The following is a 12382-nucleotide window of genomic DNA, read 5'->3' as shown; positions in this document are numbered from 1 at the left end:
GTCACGGGTTGGTCTGGGCGGCATCGTCCTTGTTGCCACCGCTGGAATCAAGGAACTTCATCAGAAGCGAGATCACGCTGACGGCACCTTGGGTGTCCTCGATCTCATCGCCGGGGGCGTAATCGGTGGGGCTGCCGCCGGGGTGCAACTCGACAAAGGCGCCGCCCAGCAGGCCCTCGGATGACACCAGCACGGCGCTGTCATCGGGCAGCGCCACATCGGCGGGCAGGCTGATCGTCGTATCAGCGAAAAACGTCTGCGGGTTCAGGGTGACACTGGTGATGCGGCCCACCTTGACCCCGGCCAGACGCACATCGGTGCCGACGCGGATCCCCTCGACCGACCGAAAGGATGCGCGGTATTCGACGCTTGGCCCGCCGGTGCTGACGCCGCGCCCCTGCACCGCAAAGGCCAGAAAGGCGGCGGCGACGGCCACGACCACAGCGCCGGCCAGAACTTCTGCGCGGTTCTCGGCCATTATTCGGGCTGCCAGGCCTCATAATCGCGGCGCGGCATCGGCTCGGCGCGGCGCAGCGAACCGGCGGGCAGATAGGCCCCGGCGGTGCCGGTCAGGTTTTCCTGATGCGGCTGTTCCCAGCCCTTGCGCGGCAGGGCCACCTCGGTCGGCGGGTGATCCCAGGTGTAATGCAGCCAGCCATGCCATTCCGGGCTGATCCGGCTGGCCTCGATCGTGCCCTTGTAGATGACCCAGCGTTTGCCGTCTTTCGACTGGTAATAGACATTGCCCAGGGCATCTTCGCCCACCTTCTTGCCGCGCAGCCAGGTGCTGAAGGCCGTGTTCAGGGTCGAGGTGTTCCACCAGGTCAGCAGTCGCAGAAACATGGGCTGGGTCCGTCATTCGGGGCTTTGCTCCCCTATGCCCCATCGCGGCGGCCACGTCCAGCACCCGCAGGGCCACAGCCGCGCGATCGGCCTTTTCGCGCCGGGTTTTGGCGGCTAAGAAGGCCCCGACATCATCCGCCAAAGGAATGACACATGAGCACGATCATCGACATCCACGCCCGCGAGATCCTGGACAGCCGTGGCAATCCGACCGTCGAGGTCGATGTGACACTGGAGGACGGCACCATGGGCCGCGCCGCCGTGCCCTCGGGCGCCTCGACCGGCGCGCATGAAGCGGTGGAAAAGCGCGACGGCGACAAGGCCCGCTACATGGGCAAGGGCGTGCTGGAGGCCGTCGCCGCCGTCAATGGCGAGATTGCCGAAAATCTGGTGGGCGAGGACGCCACCGAACAGGTCGAGATCGACCGCATGATGATCGAACTGGACGGCACCCCGAACAAGGGTCGGCTGGGTGCGAATGCGATCCTGGGCGTGTCGCTGGCCGTGGCACGCGCCGCCGCAGATTACGCCAGCCTGCCGCTGTACCGCTATGTCGGCGGCGCGGGCGCGCGGGTGCTGCCGGTGCCAATGATGAACATCATCAATGGCGGCGAACATGCCGACAACCCGATTGACATTCAGGAGTTCATGATCATGCCGGTCAGCGCCGGTTCGATCGCCGAGGCCGTGCGCATGGGCTCGGAAGTGTTCCACACGCTGAAGAAGCAACTGTCGGCGGCGGGGCTGGCCACCGGCGTGGGTGACGAAGGCGGCTTTGCGCCGAACCTGTCCTCCACGCGCGACGCGCTGGATTTCATCCTGAAGTCGATCGAAAAGGCCGGCTACAAGCCGGGCGATGACATCATGCTGGCGCTCGATTGCGCCTCGACCGAGTATTTCAAGGACGGCAAGTATGAGATGAAGGGCGAAGGCAAGTCACTGACCTCGGCCGAAAACGTCGATTACCTGGCCGCGCTGTGCGCCGACTATCCGATCCTGTCGATCGAGGATGGCTGCGCCGAGGATGACTGGGAGGGCTGGAAGCTGTTGACCGACCGTCTGGGTGATCGCGTTCAGCTCGTCGGTGACGACCTGTTCGTGACCAATCCCGCGCGCCTGTCGGACGGCATCAAGAAGGGCGTGGCCAACAGCCTGCTGGTCAAGGTCAACCAGATCGGCACCCTGACCGAGACGCTGGACGCGGTGCGCATGGCCGACCGCGCCCGCTATACCAGCGTGATGAGCCACCGCTCGGGCGAGACCGAGGACAGCACCATCGCCGATCTGGCGGTCGCCACCAACTGCGGCCAGATCAAGACCGGTTCGCTGGCGCGGTCTGACCGGCTGGCGAAATACAACCAGTTGATCCGTATCGAGGAAATGCTGGGCGCGACCGCCGAATATGCCGGCCGGTCGATCCTGCGCTGACGTCACGCTCAGATGACGAAGGGGCGCCGCTTTGGCGCCCCTTTTTCATGCTCTGCGCCCGACGGCGGGATCGGACGAGTATTTATCGAACAGAAGAAGATGCGGGCTTCTTCTGTTTCCAAATACTCACTCCGAACGATCTCAGCCCGCGATCACGCTGTCACAGCGCGCGCAGGTGCCCGCGTGGGCATGGCTGCCGACATCCGGCAGGATTTTCCAGCAGCGCGCACATTTCTGGCCCTCGGCGGTCTCGAACACCACGCCGATGCCGGGCAGTTCGGGCAGACGGAAGGCCTCGGCCGGGGCCGGATCGGCGGTAAGGCTGACGCCCGAGGTGATGCAGAGATCGGCGAAATCGACCGATTTCAGCGCCGCCAGCAGGGCCTGATCCTCGACATGCACCACCGGCGCGGCCTCGAGGCTGGCGCCGATCACCTTCGCCGTCCGCTGCACCTCAAGCGCCGCCGTCACCACGCGGCGCGCGCGACGGATGCCGTCCCATTTCGCAGCCAGATCGGGATTGCGCCAGTCGGCGGGCGTATCGGGGAAGTCGCGCAGGTGGATCGAGCTGTCCTGACCGGGGAAGCGGCTCAGCCAGGCGTCTTCGGCGGTGAACACCAGGATCGGCGCGATCCAGGCGGTCAGGCGGTGGAACAGAATGTCCAGCACCGTCCGCGCGGCGCGGCGGCGCAAGCTGCCCGGCGCATCGCAATAAAGCGCGTCCTTGCGGATGTCGAAATAGAAGGCCGACAGGTCGATGGTGGCAAAGTTGAACACCGCCTGGAACACGCCCTGGAAGTCATAGGCCGTGTAGCCCTCGCGCACCTGCACATCGAGTTCGGCCAGGCGGTGCAGCACCCACCGTTCCAGTTCCGGCATGTCGGCCGGATCGACCCGCTCGCCATCCGCGAACCCGTCCAGCGCCCCCAGCAGGAAGCGCAGCGTGTTGCGCAGCCGGCGATAGCTGTCGGCCACGCCTTTCAGGATTTCCTTCCCGATGCGCAGGTCTGCGGTGTAGTCCGATTGCGCCACCCACAGCCGCAGGATGTCGGCGCCATATTCCTTGATCACATCGGCGGGCGCGACGGTATTGCCGAGCGATTTGGACATTTTCATGCCCTTCTCGTCCAGCGTGAAGCCATGCGTCAGCACCCCGCGGTAGGGCGCGCGGCCCTTGGTCGCGCAAGCTTGCAGCATCGAGGAATGGAACCAGCCGCGGTGCTGGTCGGTGCCTTCCAGATACAGATCAGCGATCCCGTCCGGCGTGCCATCGGCGCGGTCGCGCAGCACAAAGGCATGCGTCGATCCGCTGTCGAACCACACATCCAGCACGTCAAAGACCTGATCGTAATCGTTCGGATTGGCGATATTGCCGAACACGTCTTCCTTGAAGCCGGGGCGATACCAGACATCGGCGCCGTCTTTCTCGAAGGCGGCGATGATCCGGTCGTTGATCTCGTCGTTGCGCAAAAGGAAATCGGAATCCGTGGGTTGCGCGCCTTTCTTCACAAAGCATGTCAAGGGCACGCCCCAGGCGCGCTGCCGCGACAGCACCCAATCCGGCCGCGCCTCGATCATCGAGAACAGCCGGTTGCGCCCGGTTTGCGGTGTCCATTTCACCAGCCGGTCTATGCTGGCAAGCGCGCGGCTGCGGATCGTGTCGCCATATTCGCCCATGCCGTCATCCAGCACCTTGTCGATGGCGGCGAACCACTGCGGCGTGTTGCGATAGATCAGCGGCGCTTTCGACCGCCAGCTATGCGGATAGCTGTGCTTCAGCTTACCCTTTGCCAGCAGCGCCTCCGCGCCATGCAGCGCCTTGATATTGCTGACATTGGCCGGGCCTTCCTTGCCATCCGGGGTCAGGATCGCCTGACCGCCAAAGACCGGCAGGCTGGCGCGATAGCTGCCATCGGGTTCGACGTTATAGGTCATCGGGATGCCGAACTTCAGCGCAAGCTGATAGTCGTCATCGCCATGGCTGGGCGCGGTATGCACAAAGCCCGTCCCCGCATCATCGGTCACATGATCGCCGGGCAACAGCGGCACGTCGAAATCCCATTCGCCATTGCCGCCGTCGATGCCGCGATAGGGATGCGACAGGGTGATGCCCGACAGCTCATCCGCGGGGACATCGCGCAGCCGGGTGAAGCCTTCGACCTTGGCGGCTTGCATCACGCCATCGACCAGCTTGTCGGCCAGCAGCAGCACCTCACCCGTTTGCGCCAAAGCGTTTTCTGCAACCGTATCAACGCGATAAAGGCCATAGTTGATAGTCGGTCCGAAGGCTACGGCGCGGTTCTGCGGGATCGTCCAGGGGGTCGTCGTCCAGATCACCACCGATGCGCCGTCCAGCCCGGACTGCGGGCGGAACCGCACCCAGATCATGTGGCTGGTGTGGTCGTGATATTCCACCTCGGCCTCGGCCAGGGCGGTCTTTTCGACCGGCGACCACATCACGGGCTTCGAGCCCTGATAGAGGCTGCCATTCATCAGCAGTTTCATGAACTCGGCCGCGATCACCGCCTCGGCGTGATAATCCATGGTCAGATAGGGCGCGTCCCATTTGCCGGTGATGCCCAGACGCTTGAACTCATCGCGCTGGATGTCGACCCAGCCCTCGGCGAACTTGCGGCATTCCTGGCGGAAGTCGATGATGTTCACCGCATCCTTGTCCTGACCCTTGGCGCGGTATTGCTCCTCGATCTTCCATTCGATCGGCAGGCCGTGGCAATCCCAGCCCGGCACATAGCGCACGTCGAAACCCATCATCTGATGACTGCGGACGATGAAGTCTTTCAGGATCTTGTTCAGCGCATGGCCGATGTGCAGATGGCCATTGGCATAGGGCGGGCCGTCATGCAGCACAAAGGGCGGTCGCCCCGTCTGGTCGCGCAGCCGGTCATAGATGCCGATCCGCGCCCAGCGGTCCAGCCATTCCGGTTCGCGCGCAGGCAGGCCCGCGCGCATGGGAAAGTCGGTCTCGGGCAGAAAAACGGTGTCGCGATAGGCGGCGGACAGGTCGGTGTCGGTCATCGGGGAATCCTTGGGTCAGACGGCAGGCATCACAAATCAGACATGGCAAAACCCGGCGGCCAGGAACCCCTAGGCCGCCGGGCGGATAATTCGGATGATCCGGCCCGTCCTGAACATGGCCCGCTTATAGAAAGCGCGCGTCAGACCCGCAAGTCACCCGCGCCCGCGATAGGGTGCGACGCCCTGATCGGGCAGCCACAGCCCAGCGGGGGCGGCACCGGTCTGCCAGAACACGTCGATCGGCATGCCGCCGCGCGGATACCAATAGCCGCCGATCCGCAGCCAGCGCGGGGCAATCGCATCGACCAGGCGCTGCCCGATGCCGACAGTGCAATCCTCGTGAAAGGCGCCGTGGTTGCGGAAGGCGCCCAGAAACAGCTTCAGCGATTTCGATTCGACCAGCCAGTCGCCGGGCAGATAGTCGATGACCAGATGCGCAAAGTCGGGCTGTCCGGTCAGCGGGCACAGGCTGGTGAATTCGGGCTGGGTAAAGCGGACGGTGTAATCGACACCGGGGCGCGGGTTCGGCACCCGCTCGATCACGGCGCTGTCGGGATCGGTGGGCAGGGTGGTGGCCTGCCCCAACTGGGTCAGACCGTCGGTGTAATGGGTCATTCTCGGCTCCTGTTTTGTCCGGGTGGGCTGCGACCGGTGCCCCCGGATGCCCCGCATGGCCGCCTGCGTCAAGCCGCCGCTTGCCCAGGCAAGGTCGTCAGCTATGATCGCGCGATGAGCTTTGCCCGTTTCGACATCACCCCCGACCAGATCGACCGCGTAATGACGGCCTTTTACGCCGCCATCCGCCGCCACCCCGAACTGGGGCCGATCTTTGCGCGCCACGTCACCGACTGGCCCGAACATGAGGCCAAGATCGCCCGCTTCTGGAAGAACGCGATCCTGGGCGAACGGCAATATGACGGCAATCCGATGCAGGCCCATATCGCGGCCGGCGATGTGCGCGCCCAGCATTTCGGCCCGTGGCTGTGCCTGTTCGACGACACGCTGGCCAAGGCGCTGCCGCCCCAGACCGCCGCCGCCTGGTCGGCGCTTGCGCATCGCATCGGCGACAGTCTGTCGATGGGGCTGTCGATCCACGCCAAACCTCAGACGGCACCGCCGGTGTTACGCTAAGGCTTGAGTATTTGGACAAAGAGGAAAGACAGCGGGCTTCCTCTTTGAACAAATACTCACTTTTGGCGATCGAACAGCCCGGTTACGGCACGTTTGACCAGATTGCCGACGCGCGGGCGATCCAGCGCGACGAAGGGCAGCGGGCGGCAGACCTCCATCGCCGCGATGCCGACGCGGGCGGTCAGGGCGCCGTTCACCACCCCCTCGCCAAAGCGGCGGCTGAGCTTGGACAGAAGCCCGCCCCCGGCCATCGTCTCGATCAGGTCATCGCCCGCCGCGACCGCACCGGTGGCGACCAGATGGGTCAGCACGGTGCGCGCCAGCCGCCAACTGCCAAAGCTGCCCGCGCGCCCGCCGTAGATTTCGGCGATGCGGCGGATCATGCGCAGGTTGGCGGCCAGCGCGGCGAATACATCGGCCAAGGCCAGCGGCACCAGCGCGGTGACGGTGGCGACGGTGCGGGCGGCGGCCTCGATCTCGACGCGGGCGGCGGCGTCCAGCGGTGCCATCAGCTCGGCCTCGGCCAGATGCAGCGCGCCCAGCGCATCGGGCGCGTCGGGCAGCCGTTCGGCCAGCCGGGCGCGCGGCCAGTCCAGATCGGCGCGGCCCGCATAAAGCCGGTCAAGATCGGCCACCACCGCGCGGGCGTCCTTGGCATTGGTCGAGGCCAAGGCGCCGACCGCCGCCTTGTGGATGCTGTCCAGCCGACGCAGCCGCGAAAAAGCCGCAAGTTCGCGCAGCGCCAGCCCCGCCGCCAGCAGCAGGAACAGACCCACCAGCCCCGCCGCGATCCAGCCCAGCACCGGATAGGCGGCCAAAAGGCCGGTCACCCAGGTCCAGGCCGCCAGCGAGACGATAAAGCCGATCAGCGCGAAGGCTACCCGCCAGAACCATTTCGACAGCAGCGATTCCCGCCGCGCCATCAGGGCCGAGACTACCCGCATCGCCCGACCATCGGGGGGCAGCGCGTCCAGCTCCTCAGGTGCGTCGGTCACCGGCGGCGCCTCGGCCGGTGAGGGCGGCGCGGTCTCGGCAGCCTCGATCCGCGGCGCGGTGCGGCGGGTGGTGGGGGGGGCCTCGGGCGCAGAATAGTCGATCAGCACCGGGCCTTTGCGGGGTGTATCGGTCATCGGAACTTGTCCCCCAGCAGGAACTCGGCGGCGCGGTCCAGCCGGATATGGGGCGGGCCGTCGCCGGGTTTCATCGTGATCTTCGCCGGGGCAAAGCGCATCACCGCGTAATCGCCATCCAGCCAGGCCGCCGCGCCGTCCCGCGCGGGCGACAGCAGGGTGGCCGGATCAGAGGGCAGCTCGCCCGGATAGAAGGCCGCTTGTCGGGCGTCGATCAGCGTGCCGCGCACCGCGCCCAAAGCCTCACCGGCGGGGTCGATCACCTCCTCGGTGGTGGTGCGCAGGCTGGCGATGGCCAGGCTTTCGGTGCGCGCCCCGGCGAAATCGGCACGGTCGCGGGCGTCGCGCACCAAGGCCGACAGGATCGCGGTCAGCCGCGCGTGCTGATCGGAATGCAGGTGGTCGGCCTTGGTCGCGGCGAACAGGATGCGGTCCACCCGCCGCCCGCCGAACAGCGCCGCCAGCCACCCGATGCGGCCGGGGTTGAAGGCCGACAGGATCTCGGCCAGCACGCGGCGCATGTCCTCGACAGCCGGGGGGCCAGCGTGGATCGCGCCCAGCACATCGACCAGCACCACCTGACGGTCGATGCGGGCGAAGTGGTCGCGGAAGAAGGGTTTGACAATGCGCGATTTATAGGCCTCGAACCGGCGCTCGAACTCTCGATACAGGCTGCCGCGCGGGGCCTTGTCGGGCAAGGGCAAGGGGGCAAAGGTCAGCGCCGGGCTGCCGGCCAGATCGCCGGGCATCAGGAACCGGCCCGGCGTGCAATCGGAAAAACCAGCTTCGCGCGCCGCCGTCAGATGCGCGGTATAGGCCGCGGCAAGGGCCTGCGCGGTGGCATTGCTGAAATCGGCCGCTGCATCCGCGCCGCTCAATGCCGCAAGCGCCTGTTCGCCGCCGGGGCGGGCGGGCATCCGCGCCAGCACCTCGGCCGACCAGTCGGCATAGGATTTCTCCATCAGCGCGACATCCAGCAGCCACTCGCCGGGATAGTCGATGATATCCAGATGCAGCGTCCGCGCCCCGCGCAAGCTGCCCAGCATCCCCGAGGGCTGGATGCGGAACGACAGCCTGAGCTGGCTGATCGACCGCGTGCCATCGGGCCAGCGGGGGTCCGGCCCGGTCAGCGCCGCCAGATGGCCTTCGTAATCGAACCGCGCCAGCGTGTCGTCGGGCTGCGGTTGCAGGAAGGCCGCGCGGATGGTGCCGTCATGGGCGGCGCGAAACGCCTGCATCCGGCCGCGGTTCATCAGGTTCGCCACCAGTGCGGTGATGAACACCGTTTTTCCGGCCCGCGACAGGCCGGTGACACCCAGCCGCACCACCGGGTCGCTGAAGGGCGCGGTCACGGTCTCGGTCAGGGTTTCCACCCCGCGCAACAGCCCGTCCGCCAGATCGCCGATGCCCAAGGGCGCCTCCTTTGCCAATCAGGCCCCAAGATAGGGGCGCGGTCGCGGCTTGTGTAGGGTGCCTGCGCGGCGCTATGTCATCCGCATGTTCCGCTATGCGCTTTTGATCGAATATGACGGCGGCCCGTTCGCGGGCTGGCAGGCCCAGGCCGACCAGCCCAGCGTGCAGGGCGCTGTTGAGGCCGCGCTGTCGCGGCTTGACCCCGGTTTCGCGGCAGGCGCGCGGATCGCCGCCGCCGGGCGGACCGATGCGGGGGTTCACGCCACAGGTCAGGTCGCCCATGCCGATCTGACCCGCGACTGGGATCCCTTTCGGCTGGCCGAAGCGCTGAACGCCCATCTGCGCCCTGCCCCCGTCGCCATCCTACGCGCCGCCCGCGTCAACGACGATTTCCACGCGCGCTTTTCCGCCGTCGAGCGTCGCTATCTGTTCCGCCTGCTGGAACGGCGCGCCCCTGCGGTGATCGACCGGGGCCGGGTCTGGCAGGTGAAAAACGCGCTGGACGGGGATGCGATGCGCGAAGCCGCCGCGCATCTGATCGGGCGGCATGATTTCACCACCTTCCGATCCTCGATCTGTCAGGCGGCCAGCCCGGTCAAGACGCTGGATCAGATCACGCTGGAAAGCCACGCCGTGCCGGGCGGGATCGAGCATCGCTTCACCCTGCGCGCGCGATCGTTCCTGCACAATCAGGTGCGCTCGATCATCGGCACGCTGGAACGTGTGGGCGCCGGGGCCTGGCCGCCGGGCCGCGTGGCCGAGGCGCTGGAAGCGCGCGACCGCGCCGCCTGTGGCCCGGTCAGCCCGCCGCAGGGGCTTTACCTGACCGGCGTGGGCTATCCCGCCGACCCCTTTGCCTGACCTTGCCGACCGCGTGTCCCCGCGTTAGCGTGCCGCGACTTTCAGGAGGGACGACGATGGCCTTTGGCACCCATATCCGCACCTTTTTCGACGGTCGCTGGCACGACGGCGACATTGCGGTGATGCGGGCCGCCGATCACGGCATCTGGCAAGGATCTTCGGTCTTTGACGGCGCCCGCCTGTTCGAGGGCGTGACCCCCGATCTGGATGCCCATTGCGCGCGGCTGAACCGGTCGGCCGAGGCGCTGATGATCACCCCCACCGTCGCCCCCGACACCATGGTCGAGGCGATCCGCGAGGGGCTGTCGACCTATGGCGCGGGCGCCGCCGTCTATATCCGGCCGATGTACTGGGCCATCGACGGCTCTGATCTGGGGGTGGCCCCGGCCGAGAACTCGACCGGGTTTGCGATCAGTCTGGAACAGGTGGCCATGCCCGCGCCCGAGGCCGCGACGACCCTGACCACGACGCAATTCCGCCGCCCGGTGCTGGCCGACAACGTCTGTAACGCCAAGGCCGGCTGCCTTTATCCCAACAACGCCCGCATGCTGGTCGAGGCGCGGCGCAAGGGGTTCGGCAATGCCCTGGTGCAGGATGCCATGGGCAATGTCGCCGAAACCGCCACCGCCAATATCTTCATGATCCGCGACGGCGAAGTATTCACCCCTGTCGCCAACGGCACCTTCCTGTCGGGCATCACCCGCGCCCGCCACATCGCCAACCTGCGCGCGGCGGGCGTGACCGTCCATGAAACCGTGCTGAGCCTCGATGATTTCCGCGCCGCCGATGAGGTGTTCCTGTCGGGCAACTTTTCCAAGGTGATGCCGGTCACCGGGTTCGACGATGTGACCTATGGCATCGGGCCGGTGACGCGGCGCATCCGCGACATGTATTGGGATTTCGCGCACAGCCGATGATCCGCGCAATTGCCCGGCTGGCGCTGCTGATCTGGGCGGGCGTCACGGTGGCGGCGGCGGCTGGGGCGCTGTCGCAGCACCCCTTTGCGCAGCCGCTGGTCGAACGCAGCGCCGATCAGGCCCGCGCCGCGCTGAGCCGCGCGATGGCGCGGGCGGCGACACCCGAGGCGCTGGATGCGCGGATCGAGGCCGCGCTTGCCGCCGATGACGCCGATCAGATCGCGCTGATGCTGGCGATTGCCGATGACCAGGCCACCCCCCTGCCCGCCGATCTGCGCGCCCGCGCGACCGAACGGCTGGCGCAGGATCAGGGCTGGATGGCCACTGCCGGGGCCTGCCTGACCTGCATGGCCGACATCCGGTCCTGCCGCAGCCTGACGCTGATCGGGGCCTGCGCGATCCCGTTTGAAATCTCGCCCGCCGGGGATGTGAACGCGCTGCGCCGTCAGGGCATGGCTTGGGCCAGCGGCGATGATGTTGACGAAATCGAGGCGGCGCTTGCCGGTCTGGGCCTTGCCGCGACGGCGGCGACCGTGGCCACCGTGGGCGGCGCGGCGCCGATCAAGACCGGCGTCACCGCGCTGCGCGTCGCGCGCCGGGCCGAGGCGATCAGCCCCGGCCTGAACGCCGCCCTGATCCGCGCCACGCGCGAGGCGGGCGGGGCCGAGCGGCTGGCCGACATGGCGGGCGATGTCACGCGGATCGCGCGCGCGACATCGACCGCCGAGGTGCTGGGGGTCGTGCGTCTGGCCGATGACGCGCCCGATCTGGCGCGGCTTGCGCGGCTGGCCGAGGTCGCCGGGCCAGACAGCCGCAAGGCGCTGACCTTGCTGGGAAAGGCCCGCGCGCTGCGGGTGCTGAACCGGGTCAGCACGGCGGCGGTTGCGGCCATTGGGTTGGTCGCCCTTGCAGCGGCGCAAGTGACCGCCCTGGCCTTGGCCGCGCTGAAACTGGCCTTGCGTCGCGCGCTGCGTCACCGCCCCGCGCCCTCGGCCCGGCTTGCCCCGCCGCCGATTTCGCGCGATCATCGCCGCTGAAGAAGGGCGCCCGCCGCAAGGGTCGACCCAGGGGGAAGCTCGGATGCGCAAGTTTCTGGTGGTGCTGGACGACAGCCGCGAATGCCTGAACGCCATGCGCTATGCCGCGCTGCGCGCCGCCCATACCGGGGCCGGGGTCGCCATCCTGTCGATCATCCCCCCGGACGAGTTGAAGGGCTGGATCGGCGTCGCCGACCTGATGCGCGCCGAGGCCCGCGAACGCATCGAGGCCCATTTCGAGGTCTATGCGAAATGGATGCGCGACAAGCAGGGCATCAACCCCGAGCTGATCGTGCGCGAGGGCGAGCCGGTGGCCGAAATCCTGGCCGCCATATCGGAAGACCCGCAGATCGGCGTGCTGGTGCTGGGGGCCTCCACCGAAAAGTCCGGCCCCGGCCCGCTGGTCACCCATATGTCGCGCAACGCGGGCGCCCTGCCCTGCCCGCTGACCGTGGTGCCGGGCGATATGTCCAAGGAACGGCTTGAGGCGATCACCTGACGCGGCCGCCCGTCGCAGATCCGTCGCAGGCCCTGCGCCTTGACTTGACCCGGACCCCACCCCCATATCGGCCCCAAAGGAGCGCCC

The 12382-nt window shown here is 67.3% G+C and carries 12 protein-coding genes; 6 read left to right on the top strand and 6 right to left on the bottom strand.

Annotation, left to right across the window (positions count from 1 at the left end; genetic code table 11):
• Window position 1: 1 nt before the first annotated feature.
• Both mlaD and ACEYYA_RS04465 read right to left on the bottom strand, forming a co-directional pair.
• Complete coding sequence (gene mlaD, locus ACEYYA_RS04470) at window positions 2-478, bottom strand: outer membrane lipid asymmetry maintenance protein MlaD (RefSeq protein ID WP_374797992.1); 477 nt, start codon at window positions 476-478, stop codon at window positions 2-4.
• The gene (locus ACEYYA_RS04465; protein WP_374797990.1) at window positions 478-843 is read right to left on the bottom strand and encodes an NADH:ubiquinone oxidoreductase subunit NDUFA12; all 366 of its coding nucleotides are present in this window, start codon (window positions 841-843) and stop codon (window positions 478-480) included. The genes mlaD and ACEYYA_RS04465 overlap by 1 nt, the downstream gene beginning before the upstream one ends.
• A 153-nt stretch (window positions 844-996) precedes the next feature.
• On the opposite strand from ACEYYA_RS04465, the gene eno reads away from it, so the two are divergent.
• A complete protein-coding gene (gene eno, locus ACEYYA_RS04460; protein ID WP_374797988.1) occupies window positions 997-2271 on the top strand; it encodes a phosphopyruvate hydratase in 1275 nt (424 codons plus the stop codon).
• A gap of 141 nt (window positions 2272-2412) precedes the next feature.
• Here eno and ileS read toward each other — a convergent pair whose 3' ends face one another.
• On the bottom strand, window positions 2413-5307 hold the full coding sequence (ileS, locus tag ACEYYA_RS04455) for an isoleucine--tRNA ligase (RefSeq protein ID WP_374797986.1): 2895 nt from the start codon (window positions 5305-5307) through the stop codon (window positions 2413-2415).
• Between the two features lie 153 nt (window positions 5308-5460).
• Window positions 5461-5922 carry a preQ(1) synthase gene (gene queF, locus ACEYYA_RS04450; RefSeq protein ID WP_374797984.1) on the bottom strand — a complete coding sequence of 154 codons (462 nt, stop codon included), beginning with the start codon at window positions 5920-5922 and terminating at the stop codon, window positions 5461-5463.
• A 114-nt stretch (window positions 5923-6036) separates the two neighbouring features.
• On the opposite strand from queF, the gene ACEYYA_RS04445 reads away from it, so the two are divergent.
• Window positions 6037-6438, top strand: coding sequence for a group III truncated hemoglobin (locus tag ACEYYA_RS04445; protein ID WP_374797982.1), 402 nt, complete (start codon window positions 6037-6039; stop codon window positions 6436-6438).
• A 56-nt stretch (window positions 6439-6494) separates the two neighbouring features.
• On the opposite strand, the gene ACEYYA_RS04440 is transcribed toward ACEYYA_RS04445, so the two are convergent.
• Together ACEYYA_RS04440 and ACEYYA_RS04435 are read right to left on the bottom strand one after the other, a co-directional pair.
• Window positions 6495-7568 carry a YcjF family protein gene (locus ACEYYA_RS04440; protein WP_374797980.1) on the bottom strand — a complete coding sequence of 358 codons (1074 nt, stop codon included), beginning with the start codon at window positions 7566-7568 and terminating at the stop codon, window positions 6495-6497.
• Window positions 7565-8980: a YcjX family GTP-binding protein gene (locus tag ACEYYA_RS04435; protein ID WP_374797978.1), complete on the bottom strand. Its 1416-nt coding sequence runs from the start codon at window positions 8978-8980 to the stop codon at window positions 7565-7567. Before ACEYYA_RS04435 ends, ACEYYA_RS04440 begins: the two co-directional genes overlap by 4 nt.
• 85 nt (window positions 8981-9065) lie before the next feature.
• Here ACEYYA_RS04435 and truA point away from each other — a divergent pair, with 85 nt between their 5' ends.
• The 4 genes from truA to ACEYYA_RS04415 are packed head-to-tail and all read left to right on the top strand — an operon-like array spanning window position 9066 to window position 12295.
• Window positions 9066-9842, top strand: coding sequence for a tRNA pseudouridine(38-40) synthase TruA (gene truA, locus ACEYYA_RS04430; RefSeq protein WP_374797976.1), 777 nt, complete (start codon window positions 9066-9068; stop codon window positions 9840-9842).
• A gap of 56 nt (window positions 9843-9898) precedes the next feature.
• Entirely contained in the window at window positions 9899-10759 is an 861-nt protein-coding gene (locus ACEYYA_RS04425; protein ID WP_374797974.1) for a branched-chain amino acid aminotransferase, read from the top strand.
• Entirely contained in the window at window positions 10756-11796 is a 1041-nt protein-coding gene (locus ACEYYA_RS04420) for a hypothetical protein (protein WP_374797972.1), read from the top strand. Before ACEYYA_RS04425 ends, ACEYYA_RS04420 begins: the two co-directional genes overlap by 4 nt.
• Before the next feature lie 43 nt (window positions 11797-11839).
• Window positions 11840-12295, top strand: coding sequence for a universal stress protein (locus ACEYYA_RS04415; protein WP_374797970.1), 456 nt, complete (start codon window positions 11840-11842; stop codon window positions 12293-12295).
• Window positions 12296-12382 lie beyond the last annotated feature (87 nt).

Origin of the sequence: Paracoccus zhouxuedongae, assembly GCF_041927815.1 — a bacterium.
Lineage (GTDB): Bacteria > Pseudomonadota > Alphaproteobacteria > Rhodobacterales > Rhodobacteraceae > Paracoccus.
Note: the sequence above shows the minus strand (reverse complement) of the source record. Positions and strands in the feature narration are given on the sequence as shown.